At 59.3% G+C, this 21,337-nt stretch carries 15 protein-coding genes; 6 read left to right on the forward strand and 9 right to left on the reverse strand.

The window, feature by feature from the left end:
- Window positions 1-76: 76 nt before the first annotated feature.
- Window positions 77-454, forward strand: coding sequence for a response regulator (locus TU79_RS22155; protein WP_057009991.1), 378 nt, complete (start codon window positions 77-79; stop codon window positions 452-454).
- Between the two features lie 94 nt (window positions 455-548).
- Here TU79_RS22155 and TU79_RS22160 read toward each other — a convergent pair whose 3' ends face one another.
- From TU79_RS22160 to TU79_RS22175, 4 genes are all read right to left on the reverse strand, one after another.
- On the reverse strand, window positions 549-5,333 hold the full coding sequence (locus TU79_RS22160; RefSeq protein ID WP_139136846.1) for a hypothetical protein: 4,785 nt from the start codon (window positions 5,331-5,333) through the stop codon (window positions 549-551).
- Window positions 5,334-5,517: 184 nt separating this feature from the next.
- Window positions 5,518-7,194: an ATP-binding protein gene (locus TU79_RS22165; protein WP_057009993.1), complete on the reverse strand. Its 1,677-nt coding sequence runs from the start codon at window positions 7,192-7,194 to the stop codon at window positions 5,518-5,520.
- On the reverse strand, window positions 7,191-8,696 hold the full coding sequence (locus tag TU79_RS22170; RefSeq protein WP_057009994.1) for an ATPase domain-containing protein: 1,506 nt from the start codon (window positions 8,694-8,696) through the stop codon (window positions 7,191-7,193). The genes TU79_RS22165 and TU79_RS22170 overlap by 4 nt, the downstream gene beginning before the upstream one ends.
- A 343-nt stretch (window positions 8,697-9,039) precedes the next feature.
- Entirely contained in the window at window positions 9,040-10,098 is a 1,059-nt protein-coding gene (locus TU79_RS22175) for a HEAT repeat domain-containing protein (RefSeq protein ID WP_057009995.1), read from the reverse strand.
- A gap of 207 nt (window positions 10,099-10,305) precedes the next feature.
- Between TU79_RS22175 and TU79_RS22180 the strand changes: the two genes are divergently transcribed.
- Genes TU79_RS22180 through TU79_RS22200 form a run of 5 tightly spaced genes read left to right on the forward strand, consistent with a single transcriptional unit; the run spans window position 10,306 to window position 15,864 of the window.
- Entirely contained in the window at window positions 10,306-11,955 is a 1,650-nt protein-coding gene (locus TU79_RS22180) for an AMP-binding protein (RefSeq protein ID WP_057009996.1), read from the forward strand.
- Between the two features lie 22 nt (window positions 11,956-11,977).
- On the forward strand, window positions 11,978-12,745 hold the full coding sequence (locus TU79_RS22185) for an SDR family NAD(P)-dependent oxidoreductase (RefSeq protein WP_057009997.1): 768 nt from the start codon (window positions 11,978-11,980) through the stop codon (window positions 12,743-12,745).
- A 9-nt stretch (window positions 12,746-12,754) separates the two neighbouring features.
- The gene (locus TU79_RS22190) at window positions 12,755-13,939 is read left to right on the forward strand and encodes an acetyl-CoA C-acyltransferase (protein WP_057009998.1); all 1,185 of its coding nucleotides are present in this window, start codon (window positions 12,755-12,757) and stop codon (window positions 13,937-13,939) included.
- Between the two features lie 12 nt (window positions 13,940-13,951).
- Entirely contained in the window at window positions 13,952-15,094 is a 1,143-nt protein-coding gene (locus TU79_RS22195; RefSeq protein WP_057009999.1) for an acyl-CoA dehydrogenase, read from the forward strand.
- Window positions 15,091-15,864 (forward strand): enoyl-CoA hydratase, encoded by a 774-nt coding sequence (locus TU79_RS22200; RefSeq protein ID WP_057010000.1) that lies wholly within the window; start codon window positions 15,091-15,093, stop codon window positions 15,862-15,864. Before TU79_RS22195 ends, TU79_RS22200 begins: the two co-directional genes overlap by 4 nt.
- Before the next feature lie 105 nt (window positions 15,865-15,969).
- On the opposite strand, the gene TU79_RS22205 is transcribed toward TU79_RS22200, so the two are convergent.
- From TU79_RS22205 to TU79_RS22220, 5 genes are all read right to left on the reverse strand, one after another.
- Window positions 15,970-17,121, reverse strand: coding sequence for an acyl-CoA dehydrogenase family protein (locus tag TU79_RS22205; protein ID WP_057010001.1), 1,152 nt, complete (start codon window positions 17,119-17,121; stop codon window positions 15,970-15,972).
- A 3-nt stretch (window positions 17,122-17,124) separates the two neighbouring features.
- Entirely contained in the window at window positions 17,125-18,228 is a 1,104-nt protein-coding gene (locus TU79_RS22210) for an enoyl-CoA hydratase/isomerase family protein (RefSeq protein WP_057010002.1), read from the reverse strand.
- Between the two features lie 130 nt (window positions 18,229-18,358).
- Complete coding sequence (locus TU79_RS22215) at window positions 18,359-19,069, reverse strand: HPP family protein (protein WP_057010003.1); 711 nt, start codon at window positions 19,067-19,069, stop codon at window positions 18,359-18,361.
- Window positions 19,070-19,241: 172 nt separating this feature from the next.
- Window positions 19,242-19,409, reverse strand: coding sequence for a hypothetical protein (locus TU79_RS26375; RefSeq protein ID WP_169793812.1), 168 nt, complete (start codon window positions 19,407-19,409; stop codon window positions 19,242-19,244).
- A gap of 302 nt (window positions 19,410-19,711) precedes the next feature.
- Window positions 19,712-21,334, reverse strand: a complete 1,623-nt coding sequence (locus TU79_RS22220; RefSeq protein WP_057010004.1) for an ArnT family glycosyltransferase — start codon at window positions 21,332-21,334, stop codon at window positions 19,712-19,714.
- Between the last annotated feature and the right edge of the window lie 3 nt (window positions 21,335-21,337).

Consider the following 21,337-nt stretch of genomic DNA (forward strand, 5'->3'; position numbering starts at 1 on the left):
TCAATCGTCAGCTCAACGCAACCTCTGCTTGACCCCATGGTCGTAATTGCAGCAATTGACCGGACATAGGCTTCCCATGAGTGAAGATGCACAAGATGTCGTACTGATCGTCGAGGATGACGAATCCATTATGTTTGTGCTGGGTGAATACCTGGCAGGCCTGGGTTATCGGGTATTGAAGGCCGTCAACGGAAAAGAGGCGTTTGAAATTCTCGCGACCAAGCCGCACCTGGACCTGATGGTCACCGACTACCGCCTGCCCGGTGGCATCTCCGGGGTGCAGATCGCCGAGCCCGCTCTGAGGGTACGGCCGGAATTGAAGGTTATCTTCATCAGCGGTTACCCGCAGGAAATCCTCGACTGCGACAGTCCGATCACGCGCAATGCGCCGATCCTGGCCAAGCCGTTTGATCTGGATACGCTGCAGGAGCATATCCAGCGGTTGTTGGCGTAATCGTTGATGGGGCAGCAACTCAGATGAATCCGTCCATCTGAGTTGAACGTGTGGTCCCGTATACACCGCAAGCGATATCAAACGTCACTCATAGTTAAATTTTTGTGTATTGCGCCGGTACATCCCCCTTGACGTAAAACACCTCCAGTTCCTGATTTTTGATTTGATCAGCAGCCTGCAATAGCGTGGCCTTGGTAACTTTTCCTTGCTGCACCAGTCTTTCACCATCTTTCAAAATTATATCGGGCACGGTCCGAAAGGCTGCGGGGTCTTTGGTTGTATCGACAGTGAATACAGGCACTGCGTTATCCGGTGTTGAGTATTGCTTGGAGAAACTATTGGCCTTTGCCTTGCTTGCGCTGAACGACATGACTTCGCCGCCGCTGCCCCCTTGCCTGGCTGTGTGTTTGATAATGGCAGCGAGATAGTCATCACCTGCGGTGCTTGTTCCCGCAGCACGCCTCAAGCCCGTTGCAGGAGAGTCTCCAGCCGCGGTATGGGCTCGGTAAATTTGCGCAGGAACCTCAAAGTCTGCGTTCCTGATATCTTCGACTGTTTTAACGCGTGGCCTGGCTCCTGGGATGGCATTGCGTTGGTTCAGCAGGTTTTCCATAAAGGTATCTGCACTGCTCGACGTCGGAAGGTCAACGTCGAAGAGTTTATTAAAACTAACTTTGTCCGTGCTGCTGAGTGCTATCCATCCATCATCATGATCAAATATCTTGAATTCCAGGCTCTTGCCGGCAGTGGCGTAAGTTCTGTACTGGCCGGGTAGAGTCTTGTCATTGAATAGTTTTGTCAGCCCTTTCTCCATTGCCTCTGAGGTTGGGAAGTAGGCGATGCCCGCATTGGGATCGTAGAAATAATATTTTTTATTGGAGCCATTGATTAATACGCCTGCTGCCATCGCATGTCCGGGCGAATCGATCATTATGGATTTGGTTGCAGTCGATCTGGAAAGCTCTCCGACCATCTCCTGATAGGTGACCTGTCGGCCAACTTTCTGCGCATAAAAGGTAGCATTATTTCCCGTTGAGTTTTGGAGGCGGCTGAGTGTACGCATGAACTCTCTAGCTTCATTCGTATCTGGACGAGCAGCGGCTTTGAACATGTTATTAATCAGCGTTTTCTCTTTGCCCTGCTCGACGGCAGTGGCAAACGTGCGTGCCAGAGCTGCACACTGGCCGTCAGAAATCTGAGCCGTTGAGCTAAGATAAGCGGTTTGCGGCATAGGGAACACCGTTCCGAATTCAGGATCGATGTTGTCAATAAACTTGGTCGCCACTTTACTACCGTGTTTGAATGCCAAGTTGTCATATTGCCTTGCAAGCGCTCCCATGGCTGCAGCGCTGATATCTTTTCTTTGCGCCAGTTCCATTACCTGCATTGCAGTCAGGTTTTTCAGCTTGTCTGTTATAATTTTCGGCGGATTCTTCATATAATAGCCCGCTTCAAAATCCGATTTTTCCGAGCCAAATTTGAAGCGTTTGACCGTTGTCTCCCAATGGGTTCTGGTGGCTTGTTGCTTGGCTGTTAGTATGCGTGGACCGGTTTCCCAGTCTCCAAAAGCAGGGGAAGTGCGTCCCATGGAAGGCACAAAGTCATCGAGACGTGTACCAAATGCTTGTCGTGCGACAGGATCGTATGCGCGCCATTGATCACCGGTGAATGCGGCAGGCCCTTTTAACAAAACACCGCCCTCCTTAAAGGTACCTATGGCAGAGGCGTCATAACGTTTGGCTGCTGCCGCGACATCATAGACGTTGACGCCACGAATCTTTCGAACTTGATTAAGGCCCGCTTTGCCCACTTTTATTATTCCTTTTCCAAGGCCGGTTATCGCGCTGGCAATACCATCCAGTGGGTTGAGCAGGCTGATGGCCGCGAGCCCGACAACCCGCAAAATCTTCAGGGTCTTCAAACCGGTCCCTACGCACTTGGCTAACATGGAGGCTCCGCAGCTTGCGACCGCTGCAATATCCAGAATGACGCTTCCGATACCGGCACCTATATTGCCTTGAGAAAAATTTTCGATAGCTGAATAAAAGGGAATTAAATCAAGTAAAATATTTCGAATTACTATGTATGATGGAACTTCGGTCTCGAAGGTTGTAGCACCTTTTGCATGAGCTTCAAGTCTCTTGTCTATTCCTGTGAATATATTCTTCGTTACAAAGTCAGCAATCGCATCCGTACGTGTTGACCCATAAGGGTCATGCGCTGGATGGTCGGGTAATCCGGCCATATCGCCTATCTTCATGATATGTCTTAGATCGGTTGATAGTTTGCGGTAGCTGGTTACTTTCACCGTGTCAGTATCTGCTCCCGGGTTTACTTGTTTGCCTTGGATATGGCCGACTACAAAATTACTCTCAAGGTCTTTGCGCCGCTCAACAAACCCTTTCTGCGGATTGATTTCAAAAAACCTGACTTCCGAGTCGATTGTGCATTTTGCGACCGTTGGTTTGTTGTCGTCGGGCTGACGACGGAGCAAGAAGTTACGCCCCTCTATGCCTTCGTAAATAAGTTCTTCGCGAAAGAATTCGATTTTTCCGCGATCAAAAAATCTAAAGTCGTCAGCAGAAAGGTGTGATAACAAATGCTTCGTGGTTGTTTTTGTACTGGCCTTCAAGTTGTCAATATGGGTTTTTATCTCTTCCGAAAACTGTGCGGCAGTGTCGGGAAAGCCAGTGGATTTGGCAAATATATCGTTATATTTAATTTTATAATTTGTTATGTACCAATGGTTTTTTTTGAGGCCGCCATTGGGGCGTTTAAAGGTACCCAGAGGAGGAGGCTCAAAAAGCCTGTTGGAGGCATGCAAGTCTAATAATGAGTATGGCCCAGGGAAATCTTTGTTATAAAATCCGGCCCCTATACACTTTTCATTGATGAACGCGTAAAAGGCCGCCTTCTCCCCATGCTCCTTTCGATACGATTCGATAGTGGCGCCAGGAATTCCCAGTTTACTTATGAGCGAGTTCAAGTAGGGGTGGTTGGCCTTGTCGTTGAACCCGAGTGCGTCATAAAGATTTTTTGCGCCTATGTCTGCACGTTTGGGGAGTGGTGCGCTGTTGAACTCGGTGGCTTGAAGATATTCTATGGTTCGTTTATTAAGTTTAGTCAGTACCAACTGCTGTTGAGCCTGGGTGTAATCATCTTCAGGGTTAAGGGGAATGATGCTGTTTGCTACGCCCCAGTCCATGAGTGCTGCTAACTTCGCAGTTTGCTCGACCTGTTGTTGCACAGAGAGCAGAGATAGCATGTCGCTCCGATGCAGGACTTCCAGGTAGCTCATGGTGGAGGTCGCACCTGGCGACTGTGCTTCCACTTGTGCCACAGCAACGCTTAAAGCCATCCACTCATGTGAGCCATACTTGACTTTGTCAGGGATGTCCTTGACTAAAAATTCCGGGAAGCGCTTTGACAGCAGCAGGTGGGCTGCGATGGGGGCTAACTCACGAGTCACTCGTGAGTGACCAGTACCACTGGTTGCACCCAATAGATGGTCCGCCAATCGCTTTACGACGGCCGATGCAGTCAAGCCGCGATTGCCAGGTTGAGCGATCTCAAAGCCCCCCACAGCGGTTCTTGAACGTCTGAGTCCTGGCTCAAATGCTTCGTGAATCGATGCCAGCACGTAATCGCTTGCACTCGTGTCGGTCGCGATTCCTCCAACGGTATCTTGCAGACTTTTACCCAGTGCCTGTGCATTGGGTGACTGAAGTATTTGTTCGATAACTCGTCGAGGATTACGCAGTTCATGCGCTTCCCAACGTCGATGGTTGCTCAGATAACCCAACAGGCCAGAGGCGCCCGGACGACTCACGCGGCTCAAGTTGATGATGTGCAACCTGCGCGGATTCGCCATTGGTACCGGCCAGCTCAAAGCGCCGCCAAAGTCCCCGTACCTCGGTGAGCTGGGCTCAGAAATTTTCAGTGCTGACAATAATGTATTCAATTCATCAGCGGAGCCGGGTAATACCCAGCCTTGAATATTGATGTATTTCTCGAGGCTTATGATCTCCTTTCCGGCATCCGAGGGGGCTTGCCCAGGCGCGGGCATTGCATTTATATCAATGTTGGTATTTTCCAAAAACTCACTCAATTGGCGGGAACCGTCTTTCGGAAAAGTCTCCAGCAGCTGAATGATTTTTTGTTTTTCATTGAGTTCTGCGAGCACGCTCTGGTTCAAGCGAAGTTCTGATTCAGAGCGTATAGATTCGTGGCTGAAATCGCTGAAAGCCGTCCCATCTTCCAGTTCGGCGGCGCTCGTTCGCACCCTCTCTTCAAGCGTGTTGGCCGGATTATTTACTGGAACGGATTTCCCGTAGAACCTGGCTACTTCTCTTGTGTAGGCCCCTGAGGGGTTATAGGTGGTGTCAAAGGCGGGTGAGAAGGCTTCAGCAACTTTCATGAGCAGTCCAAAGGAGGAAAAATCAGCACGCGGAAAATGCACTGGCTTGCCTGACACCCTGGCGACAATACAAAGATCTTTCGGTGAGATCGTGATGTCATGTAATAAGCTGACTTTGTTTTTTGCAGCCCACTGAGTGAAGTCTTGACTGCTTAATAGGCTGTGAATTAATGATCGCCATTTACCAAATGTCGAGTTTTCGGGGATGTCAGAAATGAGTTTGTTCGCGGGGTGCAGGGTGGACTTGCCATCTGCAAAATCGAGCAGTATCTGACGGTAGACGTTAGCCAGCTGTTTGTCTGCCTTGTTGGTAAGCGTCGTTACACTATCCCTAATCAAGGGTTGCTTAAAGCTCGCACTCAAGTCAGCAGGCAAGAACGCGCCCACGTCACTATTCCCGGTTCCGACCTTTGAAGTTTCATTGACACGGAATGCAGGTTGAACGGTTGTCAGATTAGGCATGTAGGCTCACATTCGATATAAGTCATTAGCTTTGTCGTACGACATGTTAGGTCTTGTTAGTACGATGACTTACTCAGTGGTGAGCGGCGATTGAAAATTCCACGTTTTTATGGCTTAGCTGTTGCAGCAAGTTTCGTCATGAACAGTTAACTTAACTGCAATAACCTGTTGCACACTTCACTATTTAATAATTAACCTGAATCATCTCCCGCACCTTCGCCGTCAACAGATCAAACGTAAACGGCTTGGTGATCAACTGCATCCCTGGATCAAGAAACCCGCCACGCACCGCCGCATGCTCGGCATACCCGGTGATGAACAGCACCTTCAACCCAGGTCGGATCTGCCGGCCAATCTCCGCCAACTGGCGGCCATTCATGCCCGGCAGGCCGACGTCACTGATCATCAGGTCAATGCGTTGCTCGGACTCGATGATCGGCACCGCTGTCACAGCGTCCACCGCCTCGACGAATCCATAGCCCAACTCCTTGAGCACTGCGCTGACCAACACGCGTACCGCGGGGTCGTCCTCGACAATCAGCACCGTCTCGCCGGCATTGGCGTAAGGCAACAGCGTCGGATTATTGGCCTCCTGCGCGGCGATCTCTCCGGCAAAGCGGGGCAGGAACAGGCTGACGGTGGTGCCTTTGCCCACTTCACTGTGGATGGTCACATGCCCGCGAGACTGGCGGGCAAAGCCGTAGATCATCGACAAGCCAAGGCCAGTGCCCTGGCCGATCGGCTTGGTCGTGAAGAAAGGATCAAACACTCGGCCTATCACGCTGTCGGGGATGCCACAGCCGGTATCGCTGACGCTTAATTCAACGTAATCGCCGGGCTGTAAGGTGCCATAGGCGGCGGTAAACACGCTGTCCAGATGGCGGTTGCAAGTCTCCACCGTCAGGCGTCCGCCACCCGGCATTGCATCACGCGCGTTGAGCACCAGATTGAGCAGGGCGCTTTCCAGTTGATTGGGATCGGCTTCGGCGGTCCAGAGCGGGCCAATGAGGCGCATGTCGAGGTCGATGCTTTCGTTGATGCTGCGTTGCAGCAGTTCGCCCATGGAGTTCACCAGTTGGTTGATTTCCACAGGTTTGGGGTCCAGCGACTGGCGACGTGAGAAGGCGAGCAAACGGTGGGTCAAACCGGCGGCGCGGTTGGCCGAGGTGACGCCCAGGTCGATCAGGCCATCAAGGTCGTCGAGCTTGCCCCGTGCAATACGCCTTCGCAACAACTCAAGGCTGCCGATGATGCCGGTGAGCATGTTGTTGAAGTCGTGGGCAATACCGCCGGTCAACTGGCCGACCGCTTCCATTTTCTGCGACTGGCGCAGGGCATCCTCGTTACTGCGCAGTTGCGCGGTGCGTTCCTCCACTTGCTGCTCAAGCGTTTCCAGGGTGCTTTGCAGGCGCTGCTCGCTTTCGCTCAAGTCAACCAGACGGTCACGGGCTTCGTATTGACGGCGGCGACCGCGCAGTGCGGTGCTCACCAGGCTGATCAGGGTAACCGGATGAAACGGCCGCTCCAGAAAGGTCACGTTGCCCAACAGGCCGCTCAGGTGCGATGAGCCATTTTGCTCGGTGCCGCCGTGATGGGTCAGCAATACGATCGGCAGGTCCGACCAGGCGGGTTGTTGATGCAGGTATTCAAGCAACGGTTCGAGGTCGACGCCGCGCAAGGCTTCCGCCGCAATCACCAGCAAGCCGGCGCCGTGCTCGAGCGCTTCGCACAGGGCGCTCAGGTGGGGGGCGACGATGCCGCCGTAGCCGGCTTCGTTGAGCATCATTAACGCCAGTGAACTGTCGCGGCCCACGGGGGCCAGGATGATTGCTCGCTCGGAGACAGGGGAAAGACTGGTCACTGGCCCTCTTCCTTGAGCAGGGGAGAGCCCGCGCCCATGTAAGTAGGGATACCGCGCAATACGCCCTGGAAGTTATCGAGAGGCTCACCCACGGTCAGCCCGCGACTGCTGATGCGGTACTCGCGAATCGAGGACTCATGGGTGCCGGTGCGTTTCTTGATAATGGATATTGCCCGGCGGACCTTGCCCAGCGCCTCGAAGTAGCGCAGCAGAATCACGGTGTCAGCCAGGTAGGTGATGTCGACGGGTGTCTGCATGTCACCGACCAGCCCGTGCTGGGCGACCGTCATGAAGGTCGCCGCACCACGGCGGTTGAGGTACAGCAACAGCTCATGCATGTGCAGAATCAGCGCGTTCTCTTCCGGCATCGCGGCCTGGTAGCCGTTGATGCTGTCGATAACCACGGTCTTGATGCCGCGCTCGTCCACACAGCGACGCACCCGGTGCGAAAACTCGCCAGGAGACAGTTCGGCGGCATCCACTTGTTCGATCAACAAATTGCCGGTCGCTTGCAGAGCGGCCAGGTCAATGCCCATGTTTTTCATGCGTTCAAACAACAGACCCAATTCTTCATCGAAAATGAACAACGCGGCTTTTTCGCCACGGGCCACCGCAGCGGCGGCGAAGACCATCGAGATCAGTGATTTGCCAGTACCGGCCGGGCCCAGGATCAGACTGCTGGAACCGGTCTCGACACCACCGCCCATCAACGCATCCAGTTCCGGAACGCTGCTGCTCAGCGTCTGTCGCACGTAACCGCCACGGTGTTCGGCCGCCACCAGGCGTGGAAACACGTGGATGCCGTCCTCCATGATGGTGAAGTCGTGAAAGCCGCCACGGTACTTTTGACCGCGGTACTTCACCACGCGTACACGGCGGCGCTCGGCGCCATAGCTGGGCGTCAGCTCTTCCAGACGAATTACGCCATGGGCCACGCTGTGCACGGTTTTATCCAGGGATTCGGTGGTCAGGTCATCCAGCAGCAGCACGGTAGCGTCGTAACGCACGAAGTAGTGCTTGATCGCCAGGATCTGCCGACGATAGCGCAACGAACTTTGGGCCAGCAGGCGAATTTCCGACAACGAGTCGATCACCACGCGGCTCGGTTTGACCCGCTCGACCACTTCAAAGATCTGCCGGGTGGCTTCACCCAGTTCCAGGTCGGAGGAGTACAGCAGGCTCTGCTGATGGTCGGCGTTGAGCAGGCTCTCGGGCGGGGTGAGCTCGAAGATATGAATATTGTCATCCAGGTCCCAACCGTGGGACTTGGCACCCTGGCGCAGTTCGCGCTCGGTTTCCGACAGCGTGATGTACAGCGATCGTTCGCCGCTTTTCGCACCTGCCTGCAAAAAGTGCAGGGCTACGGTGGTCTTGCCGGTGCCAGGTTCGCCTTCCAGCAGGAACAGGTGGCTGCGCGATAGCCCGCCGCACAGAATGTCATCAAGACCTTCAATGCCGATGGCCGCCTTTTCACTGAACAGCTCGTTGGATGATGTAGACAAGAAGTGCCCTCAGGTCACGTACAGATAGAGGGCGTGCCCACTTGGCACGCCATAATCTCTTGACCGTAGCGGCCTGTAGCCGTTCCGCGAACTTGCGATTATGTGCTGTGGGCGACTCTTGGTTACTGTGTGAAGCAAGTCTAACGGTGGAAAGCAGGTCTTTAATGTGGCGAGCGGGCTTGCCCCGCGCTGGGGTGCGAAGCGCCCCCAATCAAGGCAAATGCGGTGTACTTGACACTGCGCGGAGCATGGTTTTGGGGCTGCTGCGCAGCCCAACGCGGGGCAAGCCCGCTCGCCACAATAAGCCCGCTTGCCACAACAGGTCCGTTTGCCGCGAGGATTTCTACAGGCCTTGCTGCAACGCGGGATCGTCGGGGTTTTGTTGCTCAAGCTGGGCAAGCAGCACCTGCACGTTCTGCAACTGCCCGCTCTCTTTCCAGTAGTTGACCAGCAGCACGCGCGCCTTGCGGTTGGCGGGATGGCGCTGGATGATTTCTTCCAGCTGGCGCTGGGCCGCTTCCAGTTCGTCCTGGGCGTGCAGAGTGGTGGCGAGGTCGTAGCGGTAATCCTGATTGTCCGGCTCCAGCTCGACCGCCCTGGACAGGCCGAGCAGTGCATAAGGCCGCTCGCCGTGGTGCAGTAGCCACATGCCCAGCGCATGCTGCAAATAGGCCGATTCGGGGTGCGCCGCCAGTTGTTGCCCGAGCAATCGGCGGGACTCGTCGGTCTTGCCCTGTTTGTCCAGCAGTTCAATCTGCGCGACCACGGCTTGCAGGTTGTCCGGTTGCAAACGTATTGCCTGCTCCAGCGCATTCTGCGCCTCCGGCAGCAGGGCACTGTGAATGTAGAGGCGCGCCAGTTGAATCCAGCCCTCGGCCGTTTCGGGCTCGGCCTTGAGCTTTTTCACGAACTCATCGAGCACTTGCTGCAATGGGCCGAAATACAGGCCCAGCGTGTCCGGCGACAGGCCGAGCAAGGCATTGGCGGCGGCAAAACGAACCTCCTGCTCCGGGTCGTCCAGCGCCGGCCCGAGCAGCAGGGTGCGCTGGCCGGTGGGCACCAGGCCGACAATGCTGTGAATGGCCGCTTCGCGTACCACCGGCGAGTCGTCAAGCAGGTCTTTATCGGCCAGTTTCAACGCTTGGGGGCTGGGGTAATTGGGCAGTTCGGCATGCAGGGCGGCGCGGCGTTCCGGCGACAGGTCCGGGCGGCCCAATTGCTGATACAGCACCCGCGCCGCGCCCGGTTCGCCATTGTGTGCCTGCCGCAGCGCCTTGACATATCCATGGGCAATCGCAGGCGGCACCGCCGTCGCGGTGGATCGGGAGAAATACCACGTGATCACTACAATAAACAGCAGGGCGCACAGGCCGATGATGGAGTAACGGCGTGACTTTGACATGCGGGCGTCCAGAAACGTGAGCGACTGTTACAAAGCCGTCAGCTTCGACCAGACCACGGCAGGTGTCAAACCTGCGTCCGCTCACGCGCGCAATGGCCAAACCAGTCAACCATCTTGAAGGCTTTGACCATTGTCGCTGCAGCGCCCTGGCGCCACTATTTCTGCTGTTTACGCCCTGAAAATAAAAACACAGAGGGAATTGAAGCGATGCGTGACTACCTGTCTGCGATCACCGAGTTCGATTACTCACGTACGGTTGAAGCGGCGCTGGCCGGCAACCTGCAGGCCCTCAACGCCTGCGTGGAGTGTTGTGACCGCCACGCGCTGCCGGGGCGCATCGCGCTGTTCTGGGAGAGCAGGGACGGGCGCAGCGCCACGGTCACTTTCAGCGACCTGCGGGACCAGGCGGCACGTTTCGCCAATTTCCTCCTGGCCCAGGGCGTACGGCGCGGTGACAAGGTCGCGGGCCTGCTGCCACGCACCGCCGAATTGCTGGTGGTGGTACTGGCCACCTGGCGCATCGGCGCGGTCTACCAGCCGTTATTTACCGCCTTTGGCCCCAACGCCATCGAGCATCGTTTGAACAGTTCCGGCGCGGCGCTGGTGGTCACCGACGCGGCCAACCGGCCCAAACTCGCTGAAGTCGACGCTTGCCCGACCATCGTCACGGTCACCGGCCCCAAAGGCGAAGGCCTGGTGCGGGGTGACTTCAGTTTCTGGGCGGAGCTGCCCAACCACGCCAATGATTGCGAGCCGGTGATGCTGGGCGCGGACGAGCCGTTCCTGCTGATGTTCACCTCGGGCACCACCGGCCCGGCCAAGGCGCTGTCAGTGCCGCTCAAGGCCATCGTCGCGTTCCAGAGCTACACCCGTGACGCCGTGGACCTGCGCCCCGAAGACGCCTTCTGGAACGTCGCCGATCCGGGCTGGGCCTACGGTATCTATTTCGGGGTCACCGGGCCGTTGTCCATGGGCCACCCGATCACCTTCTACGATGGCCCGTTCACCCTAGAAAGCACCTGCCGGGTGATCAACAAGTACGGCATCACCAACCTTACCGGTTCGCCCACGGCCTACCGTTTGCTGATAGCCGGCGGCAAGCAGTTCGCCGAGTCGATCAAGGGCCGGCTGCGCATCGTCAGCAGCGCCGGTGAGCCGCTGAACCCGGAAGTCATCCGCTGGTTCGCCGACAACCTGGGCGTGACCATTCACGACCATTACGGCCAGACCGAGCTGGGCATGGTGCTGTGCAACCACCACGGCCTGGCGCACCCGGTGCACCTGGGCGCCGCCGGCTTCGCTTCGCCGGGCCATCGCATTGTGGTGCTGGACGATGACTACCACGAGTTGCCGGCCGGCCAGCCGGGCATCCTCGCCGTCGACCGCGAACAATCGCCGATGTGCTGGTTCGCCGGTTACGACGGGGTAAACACCAAAGCGTTCGTCGGCAAGTACTACCTGAGTGGCGACACCGTGGAGCTGAACCCGGATGGCAGCATCAGTTTTGTCGGGCGCAGTGACGATGTCATTACCACGTCCGGCTACCGCGTCGGCCCGTTTGACGTGGAAAGCGCCCTGGTGGAGCACCCGGCAGTGGTCGAAGCGGCGGTGGTCGGCAAGCCTTGCCCGGAGCGCACCGAACTGGTGAAGGCGTTTGTGGTGATCAACGAGCAGTACCGCGCCACCCCGGAGCTGGCCGAGGAGTTGCGCCTGCATGTGCGCAAGCGCCTGGCGGCCCATGCCTACCCACGGGAAATCGAATTTGTCAGCGACTTGCCCAAGACCCCGAGCGGCAAGCTGCAACGCTTCATCCTGCGCAATCAGGAGATCGCCAAGGCCCAGGCGGCCGTGGCGTGATCCACTTTTCAAGGAAACCATGATGCAGATTGAAAACAAGGTGTTTCTGGTCAGCGGCGGTGCCTCGGGCCTCGGCGCGGCCACGGCCGAGATGCTGGTCGCGGCGGGTGGCAACGTGATGCTGGTGGACATGAACGCCCAAGCTGTCGCCGCCAAGGCCGAACAGCTGGGCGAGCGTGCACGCAGCGCCGTGGCCGATATCAGCCAGGAAGCTGCCGCCCAGGCCGCCGTGCAGGCAGCGGTCGACGCGTTTGGCGGCCTGCATGGGCTGGTCAACTGCGCCGGTGTGGTGCGCGGCGAGAAAATCCTTGGCAAGGACGGGCCCCACGGCCTGGCGAGCTTTGCCCAGGTAGTCAACGTCAACCTGATTGGCAGCTTCAACCTGCTGCGTCTGGCGGCGGCGGCGATGGCCGACAGCGAGGCCAATGCCGACGGCGAGCGCGGCGTGATCATCAACACCGCCTCGGTCGCCGCCTTCGACGGGCAGATCGGCCAGGCCGCGTATGCCGCGTCCAAAGGCGCCATCGCCAGCCTCACTCTGCCGGCCGCCCGTGAGTTGGCGCGTTTCGGGATCCGCGTGATGACCATCGCCCCCGGCATCTTCGAAACGCCGATGATGGCCGGCATGACCCCCGAGGTGCGCGACGCCCTGGCCGCCGGCGTGCCGTTTCCGCCGCGCCTGGGCAAGCCTGCCGAGTACGCTGCGCTGGTGCGGCACATCATTGAAAACAGCATGCTCAACGGCGAGGTGATCCGTCTGGACGGCGCCTTGCGCATGGCAGCCCGCTAAGGAGGTCTCATGAACGATCCGATTGTTATTGTCAGTGCCACGCGCACGCCCATGGGCGGGTTCCAGGGCGACCTCAAGGGCCTGACCGCGCCGCAACTGGGCGCCGCCGCGATTCGTGGGGCACTCGAGCGGGCCGGGATTGCCGCAGACAGCGTCGACGAAGTGCTGTTCGGCTGCGTGCTGCCGGCGGGGCTTGGTCAGGCGCCGGCACGCCAGGCTGCTTTGGGCGCCGGCCTGGACAAGGGCACCCGCTGCACCACCCTGAACAAGATGTGCGGTTCGGGCATGCAGGCAGCGATCCTGGCCCACGATGCCTTGCTCGCCGGCAGCGCCGAGGTGGTGATTGCTGGCGGCATGGAAAGCATGTCCAACGCGCCGTACCTGCTCGACCGCGCTCGCAGCGGCTACCGCATGGGCCACGGCAAGGTGCTTGACCACATGTTCCTCGATGGCCTGGAAGACGCGTATGACAAGGGCCGGCTGATGGGCACATTCGCCGAAGATTGTGCCTTGCATAACGGTTTTACCCGCGAAGCCCAGGATGCCTTTGCCATTGCCTCCCTGACCCGCGCGCAGGAGGCGATCAGCCACGGCAGTTTTGCCGCCGAGATCGTCCCGGTGCAGGTCACCGTGGGCAAGGAGCGGCAAACCATCCTGCATGACGAGCAGCCACCCAAGGCGCGACTGGACAAGATTGCCAGCCTGAAACCGGCGTTCCGCGAAGGCGGCACGGTAACGGCCGCCAACTCGAGCTCGATTTCCGACGGCGCGGCGGCCTTGCTGCTGATGCGTCAATCCGAAGCTGACAAGCGCGGGCTCAAGCCTCTGGCGGTCATTCATGGCCATGCGGCGTTCGCCGATGAGCCGGGGCTGTTTCCGGTGGCGCCGGTAGGGGCAATTCGTAAACTGATGAGCAAGACCGGCTGGAACCTCGACGAAGTCGACCTGTTCGAGATCAACGAAGCGTTTGCCGTGGTCAGTCTGGTCACCATGAGCAAGCTGCAGATTCCCCACAGCAAAGTGAATATCCACGGCGGTGCCTGCGCCCTCGGCCATCCGATTGGCGCCTCGGGTGCGCGGATCCTGGTGACATTGCTGTCGGCCCTGCGCCAGCAAGGCCTCAAGCGCGGTGTGGCCGCCATCTGCATCGGCGGCGGTGAAGCCACGGCCATGGCCGTCGAATGCCTGTATTAAGGAATGAGCCCCATGCTGCCCAATGACGAACAGCTGCAAATCAGTAACGCCGCCCGGCAATTTGCCCAGGAGCGGCTCAAGCCGTTTGCCGCCGAGTGGGACCGCGACCACCGCTTCCCCACAGAGGCCATCGGCGAAATGGCCGAGCTGGGCTTTTTCGGCATGCTGGTGCCGGAACAGTGGGGCGGCTGCGACACCGGCTACCTCGCTTATGCCATGGCCCTGGAGGAAATCGCCGCCGGCGATGGCGCCTGCTCGACCATCATGAGCGTGCACAACTCGGTGGGCTGTGTGCCGATCCTCACGTTCGGCAACGAGCAACAGAAAGCGCAGTTCCTCACGCCCCTGGCCAGTGGCGCCATGCTCGGCGCTTTCGCCCTCACCGAGCCCCAGGCCGGCTCCGACGCCAGCAGCCTGAAAACCCGCGCGCGCCGCGACGGCGATCACTATGTGCTCAACGGCTGCAAGCAATTCATCACCTCGGGGAAAAACGCCGGGGTGGTGATTGTGTTCGCCGTCACCGACCCGACCGCAGGCAAGCGCGGCATCAGTGCGTTTATCGTGCCGACGGATTCGCCGGGGTACAGCGTGGCGCGGGTCGAGGACAAACTCGGCCAGCATGCTTCCGATACTTGCCAGATCCTGTTTGAAGACCTGAGGGTGCCGGTGGCCAATCGATTGGGCGAGGAGGGCGAGGGTTACCGGATCGCCCTGGCCAACCTGGAAGGCGGCCGTGTGGGCATTGCGTCGCAAGCGGTGGGCATGGCTCGGGCTGCGTTCGAGGCGGCGCGCGACTATGCACGTGAGCGCGAGAGCTTCGGCAAGGCGTTGGTCGAGCACCAGGCCGTGGCGTTTCGCCTGGCCGACATGGCCACGCAGATAGCGGTGGCGCGGCAGATGGTGCATTACGCGGCTGCGCTGCGCGACAGCGGCAAGCCGGCGTTGGTGGAAGCCTCCATGGCCAAGCTGTTCGCCTCGGAAATGGCCGAGAAAGTCTGCTCGGCCGCCTTGCAAACCCTGGGCGGTTACGGTTACCTGAGCGACTTTCCCCTGGAGCGGATCTACCGCGATGTGCGGGTCTGCCAGATTTACGAAGGCACCAGCGATATTCAACGCATGGTCATCTCACGCAACCTCCAAGGAGCCCATCCATGAGCTATGAAACCATTTTGCTCGACGTGCAGGGCCGTGTCGGGCTGATTACCCTCAATCGCCCGCAGGCGCTGAACGCGCTGAATGCGCAGTTGGTCAGCGAGCTGAACCAGGCGCTGGATGGCCTGGAAGCCAATCCGGAAATCGGTTGCATCGTACTGACCGGTTCGAAAAAAGCCTTTGCCGCCGGTGCCGACATCAAGGAAATGGCCGAGCTGACCTACCCGCAGATCTACCTCGACGACCTGTTCAGTGACAGCGACCGCGTGGCCAATCGCCGCAAGCCGATCATCGCGGCGGTCAACGGCTTCGCCCTGGGCGGCGGCTGTGAACTGGCGCTGATGTGCGACTTTATCCTCGCCGGTGATGGCGCCAAATTCGGCCAGCCGGAAATCAACCTCGGCGTGCTGCCGGGCATGGGCGGCACCCAGCGCCTGACCCGCGCCGTGGGCAAGGCCAAGGCCATGGAGATGTGCCTGACCGGGCGCTTTATCGATGCGGTGGAAGCGGAGCGTTGCGGCATCGTCGCGCGCATCGTGCCGGCCGACGAACTGCTCGACGAAGCGCTTAAGGTCGCGACCCTGATTGCCGGCAAGTCGGTACCGATCAGCATGATGGTCAAGGAGAGCGTAAACCGCGCCTTTGAAGTCAGCCTGTCGGAAGGTGTGCGCTTCGAGCGTCGGGTGTTCCACGCAGCCTTCGCCACCCAGGATCAAAAGGAAGGCATGGCCGCCTTCGTGGCCAAGCGCGCGCCGGAGTTCAAGGACCAGTAACCGATCTGCCCGCCGCTGAGGATAGCTGCGCCGAATGGAGCTTCTGTGGCAAGCGGGCTTGCCACAGAAGAATGTGGCTGCCTGACGTTCAGCCTGGTGTGGCAGTCAGAGCGGGTAGTTTTTCAACTCTCTGGCAATCACCATCCGTTGAATCTCGCTGGTGCCCTCGTAAATCTGCGTGATCCGTGCATCCCGGTAGTAACGCTCCACCGGGTAGTCTTCCAGGTACCCGTACCCGCCATGAATTTGCATCGCCGAGGAGCACACCTTCTCGGCCATTTCCGAGGCAAACAGTTTGGCTTGCGAGGCCTCCGACAGGCATGGCTTGCCGGCGCTGCGCAGGCGCGCGGCGTGCAGGATCAGTAGTCGGGCCGCATTAAGGCGGGTCTGCATGTCGGCCAGCAGGTTGGCCACGCTCTGGTGCTCAATGATCGGCTTGTCGAACTGCGTGCGATCACGGGCATACACCAGCGCTGCTTCGAACGCTGCACGGGCAATACCGAGGGCCTGGGCGGCAATGCCGATGCGGCCGCCCTCAAGGTTGGACAGTGCAATGGCCAGACCCTTGCCGCGCTCGCCCAGCAAGTTGGCCTCGGGCACGGTGCAGGCCGTGAAGGTGACAGCGCAGGTATCGGACGCGCGGATGCCCATTTTGTGTTCAGTCCGGTCCACCATGAACCCCGGGGTGTCGGTGGGCACCAGGAACGCCGAGATGCCTTTCTTGCCGAGGTCGGGGTCGGTCACCGCAAACACGATCGCCAGCTGTGCGCGCTTGCCGTTGCTGACAAATTGCTTGGCGCCGTTGATCACCCACTGACCGTCGCGCAATTCAGCGCGGGTGCGCAGGTTGTGCGCTTCGGAACCGGCCTGGGGCTCGGTCAGGCAGAAGCAGCCAATCGCCTGGCCGCTGGCCAGTTTCGCCAGCCAGGTTTGTTTCTGCTCCAGTGAGCCGTAGTTGAGGATTGGCCCGCAACCTACTGAATTATGGATACTCATCAACGCGCCAGTAGCACCGTCGCCGGCGGAAATCTCTTCCACCGCCAAGGCGTAAGCCACGTAATCGACATAGGCGCCGCCCCATTCCTCAGGCACCACCATGCCCAACAGGCCCAGTTCGCCCATCTTTGCGACCAGGGCGTCGTCGATCCAGCCGGCTTTTTCCCAGGCCTGGGCATGCGGGGCAATTTCATGGCGCGCAAAGTCGCGCGCCATGTCGCGAAACATCACCTGATCTTCTGTATATTCAATATCTTGCATGACTTATCTCCCAACCTGCTTGAAGCCACGAAAGAAGCGTTCGACGTGGGCGGCGTTCAGTTCACTCAAGGAAGACGGATTCCAGCGTGGCGCCTTGTCCTTGTCGATGATCAGCGCGCGCACGCCTTCGATGAGGTCGCCGTGCTCGAACCATTGGCGGTCCAGGTGCAGCTCCAGCGCGAAACACTGCTCCAACGGCAGGCGGCGGCCACGCCGCAGCATTTCCAGGGTCACGGCCATGGCCAGCGGCGAACGGGTTTGCATGAGGTTGGCGGTAGTGATCGCCCATTCGTGACTGTCGGCCACCGTCACCTGCTGTAACTGCTCGACCATGCTCGGCACATCCGGCAGGGCAAAGAAGTGGTCGATGGCGCGGCGCAGCGCGGCCAGCGGTGCGTCCGGCAGTTGCTGTACGGCCAGTCTGGCCAGCACGCCCTGCAGGTCCTTGAGCGGGGAGCCATGCCAGCGCAAGTCGTCCAGCTTCTGGTCGAGGTCGGTCAATCGCTGGCTGTCCAGGTACCAGTCGGCCAGACCGCAGTAGAGTGCGTCGGCCGCACGGATCTGCACGCCAGTCACGCCCAGGTAAATCCCCAGCTCGCCCGGAATGCGCGGCAGGAAGTAACTGCCGCCCACATCCGGGAAGTAACCGATGGCCACTTCGGGCATGGCCAGTCGGCTGCGCTCGGTGACCACTCGCAGGTCAGCGCCTTGCACCAGACCCATGCCGCCGCCCAGCACAAAGCCATCCATCAGGGCCAGTACGGGTTTGCGGTAATGGTGGATCGCCAGGTCCAGCGCGTATTCCTCGACGAAAAAGTCCTCGTGCAAGGTATCGCCGGCCTTGAAGCTGTCGTAAAGAGAGCGGATATCGCCGCCGGCGCAGAAGGCCTTCTCACCCGCACCGCGCAGCACCACGGCATACACCTGCGGGTCATCCGCCCACGTCCGCAAGTGGCGGCTGAGGCTGCGCACCATGTCCAGTGTGAGAGCGTTCAAGCCGGCCGGGCGATTGAGGGTAAGGTGGCCGATATGGTTGCGGACTTCAGCCAGAACATCCGTGTGGTGCGTGTCGACGTGGCTTGCCTCGGCGGAAACCTGAGCAGTCATCTCTAACTCCCTGCTTTTATTGTCTTTATCAAGATGTTCGTGAACGAACCTTCTCGCGATCCTACCAGTGCAAATTTGCCCAGTACAACCTTCAATCATGCAGGTGCTTCCTGCATTTATGCAGCCTTACTTACGCCACGCGACGGGCCAGGACTTCGCCGATACTGCGGCGGCGCGCATGGCCCTCGGCTGCATGGACCAGTTGCTCAAGCTCGTTCGGCGCAATGTCGTAGAACCGCTCCATTTCGGCCAGGGCGAGCTTCAGGTCGGCGGCAGTGATCGCAGGGTCAGTCATCGGCGGTTGAGTGCCCATGACCACCTCGGGTGGCAGGCCGGCAGCTTTTGGATAGCGGGTGCGGGTGGCGTTGTTATAGGCGAGGGCACACGTCAGCAACGCGCCGGCGCCGAGCATCACGGCAAACAATTCGTGCCAGCCGAGGCTGGCGGACGCAGGGTCTGCCAGCACCAGGGTCATGGCCAGCCCCCCGGCCGGGGGATGCAGGCAGCGCAGCCAGCAGATCAGAATCACCGTCATGCCTGCCGCCAGGCATGCACTGCCCAGAGTGCGCCCCAGTACCCGGGCCACCAGCAACGCAACGACCGTCGCGCACAGGTAACTGCCGATGATCGACCATGGCTGCGCCAGTGCGCCGGATGACACCGCAAACAGCAGCACCGCCGACGCGCCCAATGGGCCCAGCAGGTGTAGAGCGACGTCCATGCCAAACACCTGGGCGCACAGCCACACGCTGAGCAGGGTGCCCAGGGCCATGCCGACGGCGGCACGGCTCCATTCTGCGGGACGGGTATTGATGGCAGCGGGTAACCAGCGAGCGAACATTGTACGAATCCATGAACAGCGGGCGGAAAAAAGGGCTTGCCTGGTTTCCCGGAAAAGCCCTCGCAAGTTCCAACAATTGGGGGAAGGAACCCGCGCAGTGTGCTGCCCTTCAATTAATGGGTCCAATGCATATTAATGCAGGTTGAATGCAATAAAAATGGAGTTAAGGCAGTCAGCCAAAGGGAATTTGCCGGGTTTTTTGTGCTGACACCGCGCTGATCCGCCCGAGCACACGGGTCTCGCGTTCCTCGTTGAACAGCTGACGCTGCAGGTTTTCCTGTACCGCCGGATCGTCGGCCAGCGGCCCGTTCAGCGCCACCACGGCATCGCGAAGTTCCATCAAACCATCCAGCCTCGGTGGGGGAATAAGCAAAGAATCATCCGACACGGCATTGCCCTCTTTATCCAGCAGGCGACCCTGATCTCGCCAGCCGACAGCGTCCTTGTAGTTATGCAGTGTGCGTCGGTGGTAAATAGTTAACGCACTGGCAAGCGAGTTTACCGGTGGGGTGGGGGCGCCGAAAGGCAGAGTTAATCGGCCTTTACGCAGAGATATGTAGGATGTTTCCGGGTGCTTGTGGCGGAAAAAGCCCACTCCTGAAGGAGCGGGCGTCACGTCCTACAAAGCAGGCAAACCTGCGCTCAAGGCGGTGTAGCCTTCTCCAGACGCAGCAGCACATAGGCGTCCTTATCGAAGGTTCCGCTGAGAGCCGGGGTGAGACCACGCAGGCGCGGGTCTTCCAGGCCGTCGAAGTCCCGAGCACTCATCACCAGCCATGCTGGCCCTTGCAGCGGTGCCAGGTCCCTGGACGTCTGGGTGAACAGGGGCACCTTGTCGCAGCCATAGCCCACCATGAACTTGATCGCTTTTGCATCCTTGCCCAAGCCGTGCAGCACCAGCGGGGCGGGCTCCTGCTGGATCCGCGCCTTGACCGCAAGGCTGAAGGCACGGGTGTCGTAGACCGCGCGTTCGAGGGGCTCGACCACCACGATGTAAGTCGACCAGATCGCCAGTACGGCTGCCAACGCCGGTCCCAGCGGGCGCCATCGCGGCTTCAACAACGAAAGTAATGCCAGCAGCTGCAGCCCCGCGAGGACGGTGAAAATCAGTTCAAGGCTTTCCACTTGCTGCGGATAACGCCGCCGCGCCGCCATCAGGCCGATTGCCAGAAGTATCGGCGACAGCGTCCAGATGCCCAGCATCAAAACGCGAAGCCCGGCGAACAGCCGCCCCTGGCTGACCTGGAACGGATAAGCGGCAATGATCGCCGCCATCGGCAGCATCGGCAGAATGTAGCGCGCCTTTTTTGCCTGTGGCACTGACAACCCGACCATCACCAGCAACCCGGCCGCCGCGCAGTACAACACCAGTTGCAACGCCGGGTCCGGGGCGCGGCGTCCTCCGACGAGCACCGCCAGCAGCACCAGCAAGGCCAGCGGATAGGCGAGGGCATAGTTGCCCAGAGAGCTGGTGAAGTAATACAGCACGCCGCTCGAGCCTTCGCTGCCGTCCATGCGTCCCATAAATTGCATGCGGATCACGTCCTGCATGAACACTTCGCCGCCACTGAGCTTGGCCAGCAGCAACAGCACGCCGATGCATGCTGCCAGCAACGCCAGAGCCAGCAGGCCGAAACTGAACAACTGGCGCCATTGGCGATTGAGCAGGTAATAGCTGCACAGCACGCCGACAGGAATCACCAGCCCGATGGGCCCGCGAATGGCAAAGCCGATGATCAGCAGCAGGAACAGCCAGTGCACGCGTCTGGCCGCGCCGAAATGATCATGGGCGTAACCCAGGTAGAACACCGCCAGTGCCACGGCGGCGAGCATCTGGTCGAGGGATACCGCGCGTGTCTCGGTAATGAAGGTGCTGCTGAGCAACAGCATCGCCACGCTCAGCAGGCCCCAGCGCGTGGAGTAGGGCGCCGTCAGGCGGTACACCAGGGTGACGATCACCGCCGAGGCAATGGAGGTGGGCAGCCAGGCCGTGAAGCTGGTGACCTGGCCGAACGGCAACGACAATGCCCAGGTCAGCAGGGTCGAGGTGGCCAGGTAGTCAGCGTAGGGCTGCCCGTAGGTGGTGGGGAAAAAACTCGGCCCATGGCGCAGCATCTCCTGGGCAAACACCACGAAACGTGAGTCAAAGCCGATGATTGCCTGATGCCAGTTACCGACGACAAACAGCAACAGCGCCAGCAGCCCAAGACCCAGGGACTGGTGGCGCAGCGTTGCGGTGAGCGGGGAAGGTTGCGCTTTGTTCACGTA

Source organism: Pseudomonas trivialis, assembly GCF_001439805.1.
GTDB classification, from domain to species: domain Bacteria; phylum Pseudomonadota; class Gammaproteobacteria; order Pseudomonadales; family Pseudomonadaceae; genus Aquipseudomonas; species Aquipseudomonas trivialis.

Bases quoted from the DNA above. Each gene is read 5' to 3' on its own strand.
- TU79_RS22215 (WP_057010003.1), bottom strand. From the start codon at position 19,069: ATGTTCGCTCGCTGGTTACCCGCTGCCATCAATACCCGTCCCGCAGAA.
- TU79_RS22160 (WP_139136846.1), bottom strand. From the start codon at position 5,333: ATGCCTAATCTGACAACCGTTCAACCTGCATTCCGTGTCAATGAAACT.
- TU79_RS22185 (WP_057009997.1), top strand. From the start codon at position 11,978: ATGCAGATTGAAAACAAGGTGTTTCTGGTCAGCGGCGGTGCCTCGGGC.
- TU79_RS22195 (WP_057009999.1), top strand. From the start codon at position 13,952: ATGCTGCCCAATGACGAACAGCTGCAAATCAGTAACGCCGCCCGGCAA.
- TU79_RS22155 (WP_057009991.1), top strand. From the start codon at position 77: ATGAGTGAAGATGCACAAGATGTCGTACTGATCGTCGAGGATGACGAA.
- TU79_RS22205 (WP_057010001.1), bottom strand. From the start codon at position 17,121: ATGCAAGATATTGAATATACAGAAGATCAGGTGATGTTTCGCGACATG.
- TU79_RS22210 (WP_057010002.1), bottom strand. From the start codon at position 18,228: ATGACTGCTCAGGTTTCCGCCGAGGCAAGCCACGTCGACACGCACCAC.
- TU79_RS22190 (WP_057009998.1), top strand. From the start codon at position 12,755: ATGAACGATCCGATTGTTATTGTCAGTGCCACGCGCACGCCCATGGGC.
- TU79_RS22200 (WP_057010000.1), top strand. From the start codon at position 15,091: ATGAGCTATGAAACCATTTTGCTCGACGTGCAGGGCCGTGTCGGGCTG.
- TU79_RS26375 (WP_169793812.1), bottom strand. From the start codon at position 19,409: ATGGAACTTCGCGATGCCGTGGTGGCGCTGAACGGGCCGCTGGCCGAC.
- TU79_RS22180 (WP_057009996.1), top strand. From the start codon at position 10,306: ATGCGTGACTACCTGTCTGCGATCACCGAGTTCGATTACTCACGTACG.
- TU79_RS22175 (WP_057009995.1), bottom strand. From the start codon at position 10,098: ATGTCAAAGTCACGCCGTTACTCCATCATCGGCCTGTGCGCCCTGCTG.